This window comes from Lysinibacillus sp. NPDC093692, assembly GCF_050280125.1.
Lineage (GTDB): Bacteria > Bacillota > Bacilli > Bacillales_A > Planococcaceae > Lysinibacillus.
In genome coordinates this window covers 1-17,482 of sequence record NZ_JBNNUW010000044.1, presented here as the reverse complement: position 1 = coordinate 17,482, position 17,482 = coordinate 1, and the positions used below count along the sequence as shown (strand labels likewise).

The following is a 17,482-nucleotide window of genomic DNA, read 5'->3' as shown; positions in this document are numbered from 1 at the left end:
GCCGCTTCGCTTTCGCACAGTTAAAACATTTGTTGCTGCCGCTTCGCTTTCGCACAGTTAAAACATTTGTTGCTGCCGCTTCGCTTTCGCACAGAAAAAATCCGCTTCGCTGAAGGGTCTCCTCTGTGACGCTGATCCCTAAGGAGTCGCCCAGTCTCCACTCCAATCAACCACTCACATAACATATCACTCTAAAATATAGTCATTAAAACGATACTTCAGTAAGAGGGTTTCGTCTATGCAAATACTAAGCGACAGCAACAACAACACGATGTTGGTCATGAAGGTGTTATCACAGGACGTGATGCTTTTAGCCTTCGTTCCTCAACTTGCTCGCCCTGGAGTCTCGCCTATTACACTGTCCCTAAGGAACCTCTCAGTTGGAACGGAAATCAACCCTCCACTTTGCTTAATAGCCAAAAAGTTAAAAGTGCAAAAAATCGTCAATACTTTGGTGAAGAAAACCATTAAGAAGTATGTTAGACTAAAATGAGGTCAGAAATGATATTATTATCATTTTCATTGAAACTGAAATTTTACTTTTAAAGGAGAGACTTCAATGTTTCCACAATTAACAACAGAAGTACTTGAAGGCGAAGTACTTGTAGAAATGAAAACAACATTAGGTGCCGTCAAAATTAAATTATTCCCTGAGCATGCACCAAAAACGGTTGAAAACTTCTTAGGCCATGCAAAATCTGGTTACTATGACGGCATCATTTTTCACCGTGTAATCCAAGACTTCATGATTCAAGGTGGTGACCCAACTGGTACAGGTATGGGCGGCGAATCAATTTGGGGTAACTCTTTCGAGGATGAGTTCTCTGATAGCGTATTTAATCTACGCGGTGCACTTTCAATGGCAAATGCGGGTCCGAACACAAATGGTTCACAATTCTTTATCGTACAAATGAAGCACCTTCCAAGTGATATGCTTCGTCAATTACAAGGTGCGGGCTTCCCTGAAGAAATTATTGAAGCGTATGCTCAAAATGGCGGTACTCCTTGGTTAGACCATAAACATACAGTATTTGGTCATATTGTTGAAGGAATGGACATTGTAGACAAAATTGCAGATGTAGAAAAAGACTTCCGTGATAAACCAGTAGAAGATGTGAAAATCGAGTCAATTACAGTTTTTGAATAATAATTGTAAGGACGTGTAAAACATGAAACATTTAATGTATCAATTTTTATATTTCCCAGAAGATAAATCAGGCTATATTCCTGCAGCTTTTGAATTTTTAATCATGCTTATTTTATGTATTGTTGTATTTACCGTTTTCCGTAAAATTTCTAAGAAACAAGAAATGAAATCAAAGGAAATCGAAGCACGTATTCTTTCAGAGAAAAATAATACAAACAATCAGCAAAATATTTAAAAAACACGTTTGTGGAAAGCTATTTGCCTCGCAACCATTAGGGATTGCGAGGCATCATACTTTCTCATTACTTTCATGTTAAAATTTTATCTTCGCTCCATTCTTCAAATGCTTAATCGCCATATGAGACATATTTTTAAAACAAAAAATCTGTTAAATTTAAATGTTAATTTTTATGAAGGGGGAACCTTCATTTTGCTCCCTTAAGATTATTCTCAAATACATAGCCTTTTGACCAAGTACCAACTAGAAAGTAATTAATCATTTGGGGAAAAGTGAAGGTTGCTCGGATGGTTTGGTTTTTTTAATTCAATAACTTTTCCCCAAGTTTTTGTATCAAATACAACTGTCTTTCCTCCCATTATATGACATAATAACTTCTTGTCATTTGATAGCGCTATTTCATAAGAAGTTTTTAACTTCTTTATTAGGTTCATTTGAAACACAAGATTCTCCTCCAAGTTAGTTTCAATTTAAGTCTCTTTCGCCGTTCCCCTTCTTTAACTCCTGACCGGTAGGGATTAAGCTTCCGCCGACGGAAGAAGAAGGATCAACATAGCGTTTTACCCATTGATAGACTTGTTCTTTTTTTGTAAAGGTCAATTTATCAATGATTTTAATAACTTGCTAAACGCCTTGTCATCCTTTCAATCTTCCTGCCGAATGCTTGTTCTTATTTTACGAAGAATTCGGACAGGCATCAATTATCAGCATTTCTTTAACACAGCCAAAACAAAAGGATACCTCAAAAAAACTTGAGATACCCTTCACTATTTATTTCCTATTACTGAAGTGCTTGCTTAAAGCGCTGAACTCCGTCTTTCACTGTCTCAAATGAGCAAGCAACGTTCATACGCAGGAAGCCACGACCCTCTTCGCCGTATTTTGTCCCTGGCTCTAATGCTAGTTTGCCATGTTCAAGCAAGCGTTGCATGAATTCATTTTCATCAAGCTCTAATTCTCGATAATCAATCCAAAGTAAATAAGTGCCTTGAGGTTTTGTAATACGGATCCCAGGTAATTGTTCTAATTCGGCAATCACATAGTCCATATTAGCTGAAATGTAAGGAAGCATTTCGTTTAACCAAGGCGAACCTTCTGTATAAGCAGCTTGAAGTGCCACAGCAGCAAAAGTATTTAATGAGCCTTGCCCGCTAGCCATATGAACTGCTTCTAATAACATTCGCTTTTTCTTATCTGTCACGATCATATAGGCCACTTGAATCCCAGCTAGGTTAAATGTTTTTGTCGGTGCCATACATGTAATAATGCGATCAATTTCATCACCAGCGATTTTCGCTAATGGTGTATGTTTTGAGCCATCCAACATTAAATCAGAATGAATTTCATCGGAAATAATTACTACATCATATTTTGCACATAGTCGAACAATTTCCTTTAATGTAGCTTCATCCCATACATAACCACCGGGATTATGTGGATTACACAATATGTAGGCTTTCACATTTTGAGCAAGTGCTTGCTCAAAGGCTACAAAGTCATAAACATATGTCCCATCTTTTTCTACTAAAGGACAATTAACAACCTCTCGACCATTGCTTTTTGGGATGTTATAGAATGGTGGGTAAACAGGTGAGGAAATAAGCACTTTATCTCCTGGATTAGTAAATGCCATAATACTATCTGCTAAAGCAGCGACAACACCATTACAGAAAACAATGGATTCTTTATCAACGTGCCAATCATGTTGAGTATTTTGCCAGTCTACGATTGCCTGTACGGCTTCATCGCTAACAAAGCTATAGCCGAAAACAGTCTTTTCAGCATGCTCTTGCAGCGCCTTTGATACAGCTACTGGCGCAGCAAAATCCATATCAGCTACCCACATTGGGAGTATGCCTGAAGCATCTTGTAGCCCATATACGTTTTCTATTGCGTCCCATTTTACGGAGTTTGTACAACGACGGTTAATAGTTTGATCAAAAATAGACAAGCAAATCACTCTTTTCTTTTTTATTTACTATGGTATCATACGAGTATGATAAAAGGATAATAGGTGAGTATTTTGGAAAATATAAAAATGAATCAAGCAGCCGTACATCTGCTAGAGGAGTGGGATCCATTCCACTTAGGTCCAGATCATTATGATACTGAAACCGCAGATGTTGTAGCAGCATTGCAAGGTATCGATGATCCATCTGTTCTTGCAAAGGTTATTCAAGAAACATATGAGCATTCGTTTGAAGAATGGATTCCATATGAAGATTGTGTAGCCATTTCATACAAACTTATTGCGATAAAATTTGAAGCAAAATGCATTATTTAACTTCTTCAAAAGGTGAAAATACTAGAGTGACCATTATTGTATTGGCCTAACTTCTGGTGGATGCACAATTATGTTTTTGCTTTTCTATAGAAAACGAGGTTGTCTTTCAATTATGAGACAACCTCGTTTTTTATCTATAAAAATAAAGCTCTTTTATTTAAACAACGGTAAAATCCCTGGATATCGTTATTATTAAAAAGTCTACAAAGTCTAAAATAGAGCGATTAAAATTTTCAAATCAGATAGCGCGAAGTACGAGGGAATCAACCACACGATATGATGGATATCCAAAATATATTCAAATATGTAACAATTAGGGGGAATGGTTCGTTACATATGCAAGGGGGGGATGACTGTGACAGAAACCGAATTAATAGAACGGGCTCAGCGAGGAGACAAAGGCGCCTATATAGAGCTAATCCGAATACATCAGCGAACAGTTGAAAAGTTTGCTTTTCAATGCGGTGTACATAGTAATGATTTAGCAGATGTTTCACAGGAGGTCTTTGTGAAGCTCTATCGTTTTTTACATCAATTTAAGCAGGATCGTTTTACGACGTGGCTCTATAAAATCACTTTGAATACAACGCGTGATTATTATCGCAAAGAACAACGAGAGCAAGCAAAGGAAGAAAGACTAAGTGCACAGCAACAATTGCCCGCATCTTCAGCAGAAAAGCAAGTCCTTAATTTTGAAGAGGATAGGCTATTACATAGTGCTATTAATGAACTTGATGAAAAATATCGTTATCCACTTATATTATTTTACTTCCATGAATTAAAGTATGAGGAGATAGCAGAGGTACTAAATATTTCGTTATCAACTGTTAAAGTTCGTATATTACGTGCAAAGGAAAAGCTCAAAGCGGTGATTATGCAGGAGGGGAGTGTTGAAAATGGATGATAAACAGTTTGAAAAACGAATGGAGCTTCTAAAGAAGTCCTATGATTGCATGGAACCACAGCTAGATCCCAAAACCGTTTTCGCACAAATCGAGGCAGAAGATGCAGCACAACAATCGCAAGAAACAGTAACAACACAAAAGCCCCCTTCGAGATGGCAAAAGCCGGCTGTCTGGATAGCGTGCATAGCAAGTGTACTTTTAGTAGGTGTTCTCGTTTCGTCGTATGTGATTAATCCTTTGACATTTGTTCAAACAGCTGAACAAGAACAAGAAAAAGTATATGAAGAATGGCTTTCAAACTTTACAAAAGAATATAAAGAAAAACGTGAACAAATGCGTAAGGAGCTCGACATTCCGGAGAAAGAGTTTAGTGAAATATCATTAGTTCAAACTACAGACAATGAAGTGGACTCATTACCTAAAAGAAAAGAGTTGTTTCAAGATGTACAGAACAGAAATGATAACTTTTTGAACAGTTTGGCAAAAAATACATTGGATAATCTACAAACGCCACGTGAGCAAATACAACTTATCGAAACTTACGGGAATCTTATGTCATTTGAAGAATCTTATTTTTTTTATAGTGGATATTCATACTCAGCAGAAGAGATAGCAAACTATTATTCTAATAAGCTTGTTCAATATGAAAAAGTTTTATCACAAAAACCAAAAAGTCTACCTGCAGACCTAAATAAATTAATTGCTACAGCTAAAGAGCAATATTTAGAATTACAATATAATGGACAAAGTTATAGTTTTCGACCAAATCCTGTATTGGGGAAAGACGCGCCTGAATATATTGAACGCCTTCACCCAAATGTATTAGGATATTTTAAATACTTGGCTACAGGCTCATTGCTTGTTGGTGGAGATTTACTCTATTCTATAGAGGATTCCGCAACTGTTCTCCGTCTCTATGAAAAAACGCTTGTAGCGGATAAATCTACTGAGACGGATAATTTTAACGTATTAAAGGGAGAGTTTGAAAATACATGGCTTGCCATTTTTAAAGGAACTGAAACCAATCCAATTCGTACAAAAACTGGTCAATACAAGCCCGAATACATCGATCTATTAACGATTATTGCGAATGGCGGATATGGTGAGGCAATGCGCAAAACAGCACAATCAATACTAGATGAAATAAAGGTAACGGGACAATCTAAAACGCTAAAACAGTTAACAACATATGATATTTGGATGGGGATTTTATATTTGCGAGAAGACACGTTTATGCAGACGGATGATGGAACAACTAGTATGGAGATTAATGAAGGTTGGATTGAGCAAACTAAATCTCTTTACGATGAGTATGTTAAAACAAAGAATGATGCAATTATAGAGACATTAAATCCATTTAATATCGTTAGTTTATTTTTATATGCTCATGGGGTTGGTGATCGTGACATAGCTCAGAGACTTTTAACTGATGACTTGGATATAAATACAGTTGTTCAGTTTGGTGGTATGGATAATTTTAAAGCTCTTTATGAAATGGGAGGCTCGTCACTTAGTATTAGAGCAATTGTAAAAGGTGCGGCGCAAGGGGTAGTTGGACAGCAATTATCTTTCGAGTTAACCCCTGTAGTAACCGAAAATGGTGAACAACATTACCGAATTAGTGCCATTAACGAATAAGGAGATTTTTTGCCCCACTTATTTACGTATGTTATAATTTATGGTGATATATACGTAGCAAACAAAAAGAAAGTGGGCAAAGTTTATGGAAAAAAAATATGAATTAGGAGACGTGTTGACCGGAAAAGTTACAGGTATACAGCCGTACGGTGCATTTGTTGCGCTTGATGAAGATACACAAGGCCTCGTACATATTTCCGAAATTACGTACGGCTTTGTAAAGGACGTTAGTGAATTTTTGTCAGTTGGGCAAGAGGTAGAAGTGAAGATACTTGAAATCGATGAGGATGCCGAAAAAATTAGCTTATCGATTCGTGCTTTGCAGGAGCGCCCGGCTACATTGCGTAAAAAAGATGCACCACCACGTAAATCATTGCAGGACCGTGTAGATGAATCGGATGCGAATGGTTTTAATTCCTTAAAAGATAAATTACAAGACTGGATCGAGCAGTCAGGACAATAATTTTAAGGTTGGAGTCTTGTACCTAACGCTTCGCTTTCGGTACAAATAAATTACTGCCTATTAATGCGAGATAAAAAAACGAGGATGCTTTCAAATATGAAGGTATCCTCGTTTTTTAGTATTTAATTATAGCGAATTTTTTATTTTTCGAATTCGGTACTGTAGGTTTTGACGGCTCATGCCAAGTGCGGTAGCGGCCTTTGTAATATTGCCCTCATATAAATTTAAGACGTTTTGCACATAATAGGATTCGGCTTCACGTAAATAAGCATCGAGCGGCATAACATCATTCTGTTGCTGGAACATAAAAAATTCCGGCTCGTGATTAGATACGTCTTGCTGCTGTACTTTGAAGCGGAAATGCATTGGTAATAAATCTGAGGTAACCGTTGATTCAGTAGTCATAAACGACACCGTTTCATCTAGTAATAGTTCAAGCTCCTTTAAATTTCCAGGCCAATCATATTGTAAAAATAAATCCTGTACATCAGGAGATAATTCCGTGACATTTGAAGCAAATCGTTCTTGATGGCGGTTAAAGTAATCATCTACGAATGGAAGAATATCTTCTTTTCGATCTGTTAAATTAGGAATGGAAATGGCCATTGTTGCAAAGAAATAATACAGTGATTTTGACAGTTTCTTTTCTGCAATCAATGTAATGGGATCACTTCCTACACTGCCAATGAGCATGTATTTTGACTGTGGAAGAGACTGTAATACCTCTAATAGTTGCTCTTGAATGTCTAGACTTAAAAAATCAATGCGTTCAAAGAAAAAAGTGTATGTCTTGTCATCCTGTAAGAGCTCCTGTAATTTATCTAAAACAGATTGAGCAGAGCGACGACTCACTAGAGTTACAAATGCTTCAGGGTCAGTTGAAGCTGCATGATGTATACCCTCTGCTACTAGATCTTTTCCTGTACCTGATTCACCAATTAATAATACTGGTAATTTCACAGCTGCTGCTTTCTTGGCATTTGCGATAACTTGTCGCATCGAATTAGAAACAGCTGTTATCATATCGAATGTTAAAGGTTCACCATATCGACGAAGAGGCTGATAAACTAGCTTTTCGAGTGATGTAATATCCCGAGCAAACTCGATAGCTCCAATTAGTTTATTTTCGACATATAGTGGAAAAGTATCGTTAATCGTTGTTATTTCATGACCATTTTTATTCCAATATGTTTGTTTTACATTAACTTCTTTTTTACCTGTTTGTAATACACGCATTAAAGTACTTTCATGCTGACGGAAAGAAAACATTTCAATAACAGAACGATCGGCTAATTCATCAAAATGAAAACCCTCAATTTCTTTCATCTTCGAATTATAAATAATTGTTTTGCCAGAAAGGTCTACAGCGTGAATACCAACAGTTACATTTGTTGCAATAAACTCATAAAAAGGGAGTAAAGGTTCGGAATTTTTCATAAAATGTGCACCTCAAAAATTTTTTACTTGAAATATGCAACGAAATTTTGCATTATAATAAGTGTAAGAATATTCTAAACGCAAAGATATTTTGCGTCAACGTTTTTTGCACACTTAAAACACATCTCACGAGGGAGGATTTAGTATGATTTCATACAAACACGAACCATTCACAGATTTTACTCAAGAGGCAAATTACAACGCATATTTAGAAGCATTAAATAAAGTCGAAAGTTATTTAGGTCAAGACTACCCACTTATTATCGGTGGCGAACGTATTACGACAGAAGATAAAATCGTTTCATATAACCCTGCAAAGAAAACAGAAGTAATTGGTCGCGTATCAAAAGCAAACAAAGAACTAGCTGAAAAAGCGATGCAAGCTGCAGACGAAACATTTAAAACTTGGAAAAAGGTAGATCCAGCTATTCGTGCAGATGTACTATTTAAAGCAGCGGCAATCATTCGTCGTCGCAAACATGAATTCTCTGCACTTTTAACAAAAGAAGCGGGTAAACCGTGGGCTGAAGCTGATGCAGATACTGCAGAAGCGATTGATTTCTTAGAATACTATGGCCGTCAAATGCTACGTATTAAAGAAGGCCAACCTGTAGAGAGCCGTCCTGGTGAATACAACCGTTATGACTATATTCCATTAGGTATTGGTATTGTTATTTCACCATGGAACTTCCCATTCGCAATTATGGCAGGGACAACAGTTGCTGCTTTAGTAACAGGTAACACTGTATTATTAAAACCAGCTTCAACAACACCAGTTGTTGCTTATAAATTTATCGAAGTGTTAGAGCAAGCTGGTCTTCCAGCAGGTGCTGTGAACTTTGTACCAGGTTCTGGTGCGGAAGTAGGTGACTACTTAGTTGATCATCCGAAAACACGCTTCATCAGCTTCACTGGATCTCGTGATGTAGGCTTACGTATTAACCAACGTGCATCTGTATTAAATGATGGTCAAATTTGGATTAAACGTGTTATCGCTGAAATGGGTGGTAAAGACACAATCGTTGTTGATAAAGAAGCAGATTTAGAGCTTGCAGCACAATCTATCGTAAAATCAGCATTCGGCTTCTCAGGTCAAAAATGTTCAGCATGTTCTCGTGCTATTATCGTTGAAGATGTATATGACACAGTTGTTAATCGTGTAATTGAGCTTACTAACACGTTAACAGTTGGTGATCCAACAGACTTCAAAAACTTCATGGCAACAGTAATTGACCAAGCGGCATTCAACAAAGTGACAGAATATATTGAAATTGGTAAAGGAGAAGGCCGCCTTGTTTCAGGTGGTACAGCTGATGATTCAGTTGGTTACTTCATCCAACCAACAGTATTTGCAGACGTAGATCCTTCTGCACGTATTATGAAAGAAGAAATTTTTGGTCCAGTTGTAGCAATCGCAAAGGCTAAAGATTTCGATCAAGCAATCGATATTGCAAACGATACTGAATACGGTTTAACTGGTGCGGTTATTACAAGTAATCGTATGAACTTAGAAAAGGCTCGTGAAGATTTCCATGTAGGTAACTTATACTTCAACCGTGGTTGCACAGGTGCAATCGTAGGTTACCAACCATTTGGTGGCTTCAACATGTCAGGTACAGACTCAAAAGCAGGTGGCCCTGACTATCTACAACTTCACATGCAAGCAAAAACAACTTCAGAAATGCTATAACTTCTTTAGCAAACTGAAAGAAGTATAGCCCTCGGTGTATGTCACGGATTCGGTTTTGTGTAAGCGCAAAACTGAATCCAACCGGGGCTAATAAGAGAATCTGCGAAACCCCTCCTAATAAAGTAGGCCGAGCAAGAACCGCAGACGCTAACGTTGTAGTGGCTTACCTAGGAGTACTAGGCGGATTCTTGTTCTTTATATTCTGAAAATACGGAATTGTCCTATTAAATTTACTTATAGAAAAACATAGTCTTCCATAGATTTTTCATCATGAAAGTAAGGAGAGAATGCTATATGACAAAAACAAATCTAGTTATTGAACAAACTCAAAATTTTGGTGCTGCAAACTATCACCCGCTACCAATCGTTATCTCAGAGGCTGAGGGTGCTTGGGTAAAAGATCCGGAAGGTAATAAATACTTAGATATGCTATCCGCATACTCTGCTGTAAACCAGGGTCATCGTCATCCGAAAATTATCGCTGCGTTAAAAGAACAGGCTGATAAAGTAACATTAACTTCTCGTGCGTTTTATAGTGAAAACCTTGGTGAATGGTATGAGCTTGTTGGTAAATTAACGAATAAACAGATGGTATTGCCGATGAATACAGGTGCAGAGGCGGTAGAAACTGCATTTAAAGCGGCTCGTCGTTGGGCGTATGATATTAAAGGTGTAGAAGATGGAAAGGCTGAAATTATTGCATGTAATGGTAACTTCCATGGTCGTACAATGCTTGCTGTATCTTTATCATCTGACGAAGAATATCGTCGTGGCTTCGGTCCGATGTTACCGAATGTTAAGTTAGTCGATTATGGTAATCTAGAAGCATTAAAAGCTGCTATTACTCCTAACACAGCGGCGTTTTTAATTGAACCAATCCAAGGTGAAGCTGGAATCGTTATTCCACCAGAAGGTTTCTTAAAAGCTGCTCGTGAGTTATGCCGTGAAAACAATGTTTTATTCATTGCAGATGAAATCCAAGCTGGTTTAGCACGTACAGGTAAAATGTTCGCATGTGATTGGGAAGAAGTAGAGCCTGATATGTACATTTTAGGGAAAGCTTTAGGTGGCGGTGTATTCCCGATTTCTTGTGTAGCTGCAAATCGTGAAATTTTAGGAGTTTTCAATCCAGGATCACACGGTTCAACTTTCGGCGGTAATCCTTTAGCGTGTGCTGTATCTATTGCTTCAATTAAAGTATTACTAGATGAAAAATTAGCAGAGCGTTCACACCAACTTGGTGAATACTTTAAAGGGAAATTAAGAGAAATTAATAACCCAGTTATTAAAGATGTTCGTGGTCGTGGTTTATTTATCGGAATGGAATTAACAGAGGCAGCACGTCCATATTGTGAAAAACTTAAAGAATTAGGTCTATTATGTAAAGAAACACATGATACTGTTATTCGATTTGCGCCACCACTTGTTATTTCTCAAGAAGATTTAGATTGGTCAATCGAGCAAATTGAAAAAGTTTTTAATCTTTAACAAAATGTTCACATTTCAATTCGGAAGTATGTTACAATGATGCCGATATACTATCATTATAAAAACAAAGAGGCGATTTAATAATGTCTGAAAACTTAAATCTGTTCACATCAACTCAAGAAGTCATTCAAGAGGCTCTAAATAGACTTGGCTATGACGAAGCAATGTATGAATTGTTAAAAGAACCGCTTCGCATGCTACAAGTGCGTATTCCTGTGAAAATGGATGATGGTACAACAAAAGTATTTACTGGTTACCGTGCACAACATAATGATGCTGTAGGGCCAACTAAAGGTGGGGTTCGTTTCCATCCGGCCGTATCTGAGGAGGAAGTTAAAGCGCTTTCAATGTGGATGACATTGAAGTGTGGTATCGTGGATCTACCTTATGGCGGTGGTAAAGGCGGTGTCATCTGTGACCCTCGTCAAATGTCTATGGATGAAATTGAAAAATTAAGCCGTGGATATGTTCGTGCAGTTAGTCAAATCGTAGGACCAACAAAAGATATTCCTGCGCCAGACGTATTTACAAATGCACAAATTATGGCTTGGATGATGGATGAATACAGCCGTATGGATGAATTCAACTCACCAGGTTTCATTACGGGTAAGCCACTAGTACTTGGCGGTTCTCAAGGTCGTGACCGTGCAACTGCACAAGGTGTAACAATCGTTATTCAAGAAGCAGCGAAAAAACGTGGCATTGATATTAAAGGCGCACGCGTTGTTATTCAAGGCTTCGGTAACGCAGGTAGCTTCCTTGCGAAATTCATGCATGATTTAGGTGCAAAAGTAATCGGTATTTCTGATGCTTATGGTGCACTTCATGATCCAGAAGGTTTAGATATCGACTATTTATTAGATCGTCGTGATAGCTTCGGTACTGTAACAACATTATTTGAAAACACAATTTCAAACAAAGAATTATTAGAGCTTGATTGTGATATTCTAGTGCCAGCTGCTATCGAAAACCAAATTACTGCGGACAATGCAAACGACATTAAAGCAAACATCGTAGTAGAAGCAGCGAACGGTCCAACAACAGCTGAAGCAACTAGAATTTTAACTGAACGTGGTATTCTACTTGTACCAGACGTATTAGCATCTGCTGGTGGTGTAACAGTTTCTTACTTCGAATGGGTACAAAATAACCAAGGTTATTACTGGACAGAAGAAGAAGTTGAAGAACGTCTATACAAAAAAATGGTTGATGCGTTTGAAAACGTTTATACAACAGCGACAACACGTAACATTAACATGCGTTTAGCAGCTTATATGGTAGGTGTTCGCCGCACTGCAGAAGCTTCACGCTTCCGTGGATGGGTTTAATCAATATATATGAAAAACGAGTCACTCCTATTAATGGGGTGACTCGTTTCATGTTTTTGAAAAACTATTATATCAATGAAATTAAAGTGCCATTATAAATAAAGTAGGGCTCGAGTCGCCCAGTCGTAACGAAGTTCAATTTCTTCATATAGTATGTATCTTCAGGTGTGTCACTTTGATATCCGGCAAAACAAAAAACAGGATTGTAAAAATTGCCTATGAGAACATACAGGAGAAATTAGCTGGAATCGGTGTCCCTGTTCCTGAGAAAATTCATAAGATTTATAACGAGTACATTTTCAAAGTTTAATTTTTGCGTTCATTTACAGAAATATGAGAAAATCCAACTAGAAAGGGGCGAATTGAATGGATTCATTTACATTTTATAATCCGGTGAAGTTGCATTTTGGTGAAAATGCACTGGAAAAACTATCGAAAGAGTTAGCGCAGCAAGGTAAGAAGGTGTTGGTTGTCTATGGTGGAGGTAGCATTAAGAAAAATGGTGTTTACAATGCTGTCATCGAGAAGTTGCAAGAAGCAGATAAAACAATATTTGAACTAAGCGGTGTTGAGCCAAATCCACGTGTGGAAACAGCAAGACTTGGTATTGATCTTTGTAAAAAAGAAGGAATTGATCTAGTTCTAGCTGTTGGTGGCGGTTCCGTTATTGACTGTTCTAAGTTAATCGTCGCTGGAGCAAAATATGATGGCGATGCTTGGGACATTGTAAAACGTAAAGTATTTGTGCAGGACGCTTTACCACTTGGCACGGTATTAACGCTAGCTGCAACAGGTTCTGAAATGAACTCAGGCTCTGTCATTACAAATGCGGAAACAGAAGAAAAACTAAGCTGGGGAAGCCCTGCTGTTTTCCCGAAATTTTCGATTTTAAATCCAGCGTATACAGTGTCGGTACCAAAAAAACATACAGTTTACGGTATCGTTGATATAATGTCGCATGTTATTGAGCAATATTTCCATAATACAACAAATACCCCGATTACAGATGAAATGTGCGAAGGGGTATTACGAACAGTTATTACAACAGCTCCTGAATTAATAGAAGATTTAGAGAATGTCCAGTTGCGTGAAACGATTTTATTAGCTGGAACAATTGGATTAAATGGATTCTTATCAATTGGTTCTCGAGGTGATTGGGCGTCACATAATATTGAGCACGCTGTATCTGCAGTATACGATATTCCGCACGCAGGCGGTTTAGCTATATTACAACCACATTGGATGCGTCTAAGTGTACCTGTGAATCCAGAGCGTTTTGCGGGTATTGCAACACGTGTTTTCGGTGTCGACGCTACAGGAAAGACTTCAGAAGAAGTAGCATACGAAGGAATTGATCGCTTATCGGCATTCTGGACTTCAATAGGAGCTCCAAGTCACCTTGCGGATTATGAAATCGATAATTTAAAATTCCATCAAATCGTAGAACATACCATGCAAAATGGGCCTTTTGGAAACTTCAACAAGTTACAGGAAGAAGATGTACGAGCTATTTTGCAAAACTCACTTTAATTGAAAATGGATGCGAGGCTACGCAATCTTGATGTGTAGGCTTTCTGATAAACCTTGATGTCACATTGCATTGCTTAGAGGCATCATTCATTTGTATAAAAAATAGCCAACTGCCTGAAACCTGGCAATTGGCTATTTATCTTATTTAGAAAAAATATGTTGGATAATGATTATTGTTTAGGTGTTGAGTGATCTGGTCTTTCACCAATATGCACCCAATTTTGTTCGCCATCATCCTCATCATACAGAATGGCCACTTTTGATACGCCCTTCTGACTTAAAATGACCTCTGTTAAATGGTCGCGGACATCATCTAGAAAAGCGAGTGATAAGTTAGGGTCAGCTTCGGCAACTAATTCCACATGTAAAAATTCACCTTCTTTAACGACCTCTAAACGAACAATATCTTTGATATTAGGGTCATCCATAACAAGATGAGCGATATGATTTAGCATTTCTTCGTCAGTTTCGCCAATAACGCCTCGTGCATTATCAAGGAAAACTTTTGCTACTACATAGAACATCATAAAGCCGATAATCATCGAAACGAGCCCTTCTATATTAGCCCAACCTGTATAGTGCGCTATTAAAATAGCAGCGAAGGCCAACACGTTACCACCTGTAGCGACTAAGTCTTCCATAAACACTAATTTTGTTGCTGGTTTTGCGCGATTTAAATAGGGAAAAGCTTTAGGGATAGCTGTAAGAAATCCCGCTTTTTCTTGCCCAGTCTCATGTAGTATTTCAACGGCAGCTTTCGCAAGAACTGATCCTTCTAAAACAATACCGATCAATAATACGCCAAGTGCTATGAGCATTCCTTTAGATTCGCCAGCTGGGTGTATAAAATGATGCCAGCCTTCTTTTACAGTTTCATAAGAAAGGATTGCTACGATTATTACAGCAAAAAGACAAACTAAATTTACGATTCGGCCAAAGCCTCCAGGAAATTGTTTTGTCGGTGCTTTTTTCGAAAGCGCTGAGCCGATATAAACAAAAAATTGGTTTGCTGCATCCCCTAGTGAGTGCATCATTTCTGCAAACATGGCAACATTACCTGTAAAGAAGAAGGCGATGCCTTTAATAATTCCTAAAAAGGCATTGACAACTGCTGCCATCAAAGATGGTTTATTCCCGTTTTTTAATAGTTTTAATAGTTCTCCCACGAAAGAATCCTCCAACTAGTTTAAAATTTCCATTTCAATTTTTTCTATATAGGGTAGTGCTCGTAATGAACGATAAAATGACAGTAAGTTATCAGATACTATTAATGATAAACGTAAATCTAATTCGTGAAAAACATTATTATTATTTTTATTAGGAACATCTTGAATGCGTATGTTTTCGATAATAATATTGTTTTCCTTTAAAAATTCTAGAAAAGACTCGCTTCTTTCATCATTGTTAATCTGAACTTTCAATGATATCTCTCGCATACGAATTCTTTTTGGTCCTATTTTCATTAGAAACGGCGATAAAACCTCAATGCCGAAGACGATGATAATAACAGCTAAAGTAGCATCCATATAGAATCCCGCGCCGACTGCAATCCCTATCCCGGCAGCTCCCCAAATCATTGCAGCGGTTGTTAAACCTGAGATACTATCATTCCCGCGCCTTAAAATAACACCTGCTCCAAGAAATCCAATTCCACTAACAATTTGGGCAGCCAAGCGTAGAGGATCCATTGTAATATTGATTTCTGACCTTGGGGGTGTTGAGTAGGCGGTTTCAATCGAAATAATAGTTAATAAACAGCTAAATGTGGCGATGACTAAGCTTGTTTTTAATCCTACAGGCTTCTTTTTTAATTCCCTTTCGATGCCGATTACTAAACTTAATGTGGCTGCAATTACTAATTTTATGCCAACTTCATATGTAATCATATTTCCAAATAAGGTTTCCATACGCAACCCTCCACAGATATTTCGTATTGCTAAGAGATATGCAAGGTGTCATTATTATATGTACATTACTTTTTTGTATTGTACATCACGATAGGAATGAAGTATAAGCATTTTTTTTCTTTTAGCAAACGGTCTTGGTAGTGAAAGTAGCTACAGAAGTCTCTAACGTTATAGGTGATTAAATAGATGTTGGTTTAAGTTAAAGTCTCAAGTAGATATCATGGATAGCACAAAGTCGTATCCAGACGTATTTATGTCCAGGTAAAAATGATTGGAGGTTGGATTTTATGGAGAAACCAAAAATTCATCCATACATTCCTATATTTATAGGTGTTATTTCTGTATCCTTATCTGCGATATTTGTAAAGTTAGCAAATGCAGAAGCGGGGGTTATTGCGTTTTACCGGATGTTGTTTTCGGTATTAATAATGGCTCCTCTGTTTTTTTGGAAGTACACGAATGAAGTAAAACAATTAAGAAGAAGGGATTGGCTGTTTTCTTCAGTTGCAGGCATATTTTTAGCGTTCCATTTTATTTTGTGGTTTGAATCACTCAATTACACTTCTGTAGCGAGTTCTACAGTTTTGGTTACACTACAGCCGTTGTTTGCATTTGTAGGTACATATTTTTTCTTCAAAGAGAGCATTACTCTAAAAACCATACTTGCAGGCGCGATTGCTATTGTTGGTAGTATTTTAATAAGTTGGGGAGATTTTAAGCTTAGCGGTACTGCATTTTATGGAGACATGCTTGCTCTTATTGCGTGTGCACTCGTTACAGCTTACTTTTTATTTGGACAAGATGTACGTAAGCGGTTATCTCTTGTGACATATACCATGCTTGTTTATGCTGTTAGTACAATTACGTTATTTATCTATGTTCTTATTAAAGGTGAATCGTTTGGTCCTTATCCAACTATGGACTGGATATGGTTTATTTTATTAGCAATCGTGCCTAATTTATTGGGGCATACTCTATTTAATTGGTCTATCAAATACGTTAGTACAAATGTAGTCTCTATTGCGATATTATTTGAACCAATTGGCGCGGCCATTTTAGCTCTTTTCATTTTTAAAGAGTATTTAATAGCCACACAAATTATTGGTGGATTAATTGTTATAGTAGGAATTCTATTGTTTGTGGTGGATGAGAAAAAGATTTTTAAACTTTTTTCAAAAAAAGCTTGATTTTTAAATTGCTATATTATATATTATTACTTGTCCTTAACAAGAAGGACGACTTGAGAAAAAGATTTGAAAAAAGATTTTGAAAAAGTTATTGACTTCTTGTTGGAGACGAGTTATGATAATAGAGTTGCTGAAAACAACAGCGACAAAATGAACCTTGAAAACTGAACAAGCAAAACGTAATCAATAAAGTTTTCAGTAGCTAACCTTGAGTTAGTGAACGAAACAAAATTTTGGACA

Annotated in this window: 16 protein-coding genes and 1 pseudogene; 11 read left to right on the top strand and 6 right to left on the bottom strand. The window is 37.3% G+C overall.

Features of this window, described 5'->3' with window-relative positions; all coding sequences use genetic code 11:
• Window positions 1-559 precede the first annotated feature (559 nt).
• Together ACQKN4_RS24840 and ACQKN4_RS24835 are read left to right on the top strand one after the other, a co-directional pair.
• A complete protein-coding gene (locus ACQKN4_RS24840; protein ID WP_079561540.1) occupies window positions 560-1,147 on the top strand; it encodes a peptidylprolyl isomerase in 588 nt (195 codons plus the stop codon).
• 22 nt (window positions 1,148-1,169) lie between these two features.
• The gene (locus ACQKN4_RS24835; protein WP_053484185.1) at window positions 1,170-1,382 is read left to right on the top strand and encodes a hypothetical protein; all 213 of its coding nucleotides are present in this window, start codon (window positions 1,170-1,172) and stop codon (window positions 1,380-1,382) included.
• Window positions 1,383-1,639: 257 nt separating this feature from the next.
• On the opposite strand, the gene ACQKN4_RS24830 is transcribed toward ACQKN4_RS24835, so the two are convergent.
• From ACQKN4_RS24830 to ACQKN4_RS24820, 3 genes and pseudogenes are all read right to left on the bottom strand, one after another.
• On the bottom strand, window positions 1,640-1,828 hold the full coding sequence (locus tag ACQKN4_RS24830; protein WP_427485156.1) for a hypothetical protein: 189 nt from the start codon (window positions 1,826-1,828) through the stop codon (window positions 1,640-1,642).
• 40 nt (window positions 1,829-1,868) lie between these two features.
• Window positions 1,869-2,020: pseudogene (locus ACQKN4_RS24825) on the bottom strand (IS1595 family transposase); the annotation flags it as partial.
• 146 nt (window positions 2,021-2,166) lie between these two features.
• Window positions 2,167-3,336 carry a MalY/PatB family protein gene (locus tag ACQKN4_RS24820; protein WP_079561542.1) on the bottom strand — a complete coding sequence of 390 codons (1,170 nt, stop codon included), beginning with the start codon at window positions 3,334-3,336 and terminating at the stop codon, window positions 2,167-2,169.
• A 72-nt stretch (window positions 3,337-3,408) separates the two neighbouring features.
• Between ACQKN4_RS24820 and ACQKN4_RS24815 the strand changes: the two genes are divergently transcribed.
• The 4 genes from ACQKN4_RS24815 (at window position 3,409) to yugI (ending at window position 6,675) form a co-directional block, all read left to right on the top strand.
• Window positions 3,409-3,669 (top strand): DUF1871 family protein, encoded by a 261-nt coding sequence (locus ACQKN4_RS24815; protein WP_079561543.1) that lies wholly within the window; start codon window positions 3,409-3,411, stop codon window positions 3,667-3,669.
• 355 nt (window positions 3,670-4,024) lie between these two features.
• Window positions 4,025-4,573 carry an RNA polymerase sigma factor gene (locus ACQKN4_RS24810; RefSeq protein ID WP_427485155.1) on the top strand — a complete coding sequence of 183 codons (549 nt, stop codon included), beginning with the start codon at window positions 4,025-4,027 and terminating at the stop codon, window positions 4,571-4,573.
• The gene (locus ACQKN4_RS24805; RefSeq protein ID WP_427485154.1) at window positions 4,566-6,212 is read left to right on the top strand and encodes a hypothetical protein; all 1,647 of its coding nucleotides are present in this window, start codon (window positions 4,566-4,568) and stop codon (window positions 6,210-6,212) included. Before ACQKN4_RS24810 ends, ACQKN4_RS24805 begins: the two co-directional genes overlap by 8 nt.
• 85 nt (window positions 6,213-6,297) lie before the next feature.
• Window positions 6,298-6,675, top strand: a complete 378-nt coding sequence (gene yugI / locus ACQKN4_RS24800; RefSeq protein WP_079561545.1) for a S1 domain-containing post-transcriptional regulator GSP13 — start codon at window positions 6,298-6,300, stop codon at window positions 6,673-6,675.
• 126 nt (window positions 6,676-6,801) lie between these two features.
• Here yugI and ACQKN4_RS24795 read toward each other — a convergent pair whose 3' ends face one another.
• Window positions 6,802-8,112, bottom strand: coding sequence for a sigma 54-interacting transcriptional regulator (locus ACQKN4_RS24795; protein ID WP_079561546.1), 1,311 nt, complete (start codon window positions 8,110-8,112; stop codon window positions 6,802-6,804).
• Between the two features lie 145 nt (window positions 8,113-8,257).
• Between ACQKN4_RS24795 and pruA the strand changes: the two genes are divergently transcribed.
• From pruA to ACQKN4_RS24775, 4 genes are all read left to right on the top strand, one after another.
• Window positions 8,258-9,802: an L-glutamate gamma-semialdehyde dehydrogenase gene (pruA, locus tag ACQKN4_RS24790; RefSeq protein WP_427485153.1), complete on the top strand. Its 1,545-nt coding sequence runs from the start codon at window positions 8,258-8,260 to the stop codon at window positions 9,800-9,802.
• Window positions 9,803-10,096: 294 nt separating this feature from the next.
• Window positions 10,097-11,290, top strand: coding sequence for an ornithine--oxo-acid transaminase (locus ACQKN4_RS24785; RefSeq protein WP_079561548.1), 1,194 nt, complete (start codon window positions 10,097-10,099; stop codon window positions 11,288-11,290).
• Between the two features lie 83 nt (window positions 11,291-11,373).
• Window positions 11,374-12,618 carry a Glu/Leu/Phe/Val family dehydrogenase gene (locus ACQKN4_RS24780; protein WP_079561549.1) on the top strand — a complete coding sequence of 415 codons (1,245 nt, stop codon included), beginning with the start codon at window positions 11,374-11,376 and terminating at the stop codon, window positions 12,616-12,618.
• Between the two features lie 366 nt (window positions 12,619-12,984).
• Window positions 12,985-14,148, top strand: a complete 1,164-nt coding sequence (locus ACQKN4_RS24775) for an iron-containing alcohol dehydrogenase (RefSeq protein ID WP_079561550.1) — start codon at window positions 12,985-12,987, stop codon at window positions 14,146-14,148.
• Between the two features lie 170 nt (window positions 14,149-14,318).
• On the opposite strand, the gene ACQKN4_RS24770 is transcribed toward ACQKN4_RS24775, so the two are convergent.
• Entirely contained in the window at window positions 14,319-15,314 is a 996-nt protein-coding gene (locus ACQKN4_RS24770) for a cation diffusion facilitator family transporter (protein WP_079561551.1), read from the bottom strand.
• Between the two features lie 15 nt (window positions 15,315-15,329).
• Window positions 15,330-16,055 (bottom strand): MgtC/SapB family protein, encoded by a 726-nt coding sequence (locus tag ACQKN4_RS24765; protein WP_079561552.1) that lies wholly within the window; start codon window positions 16,053-16,055, stop codon window positions 15,330-15,332.
• 287 nt (window positions 16,056-16,342) lie between these two features.
• Between ACQKN4_RS24765 and ACQKN4_RS24760 the strand changes: the two genes are divergently transcribed.
• Complete coding sequence (locus ACQKN4_RS24760; RefSeq protein WP_079561553.1) at window positions 16,343-17,242, top strand: DMT family transporter; 900 nt, start codon at window positions 16,343-16,345, stop codon at window positions 17,240-17,242.
• Window positions 17,243-17,482: the final 240 nt, after the last annotated feature.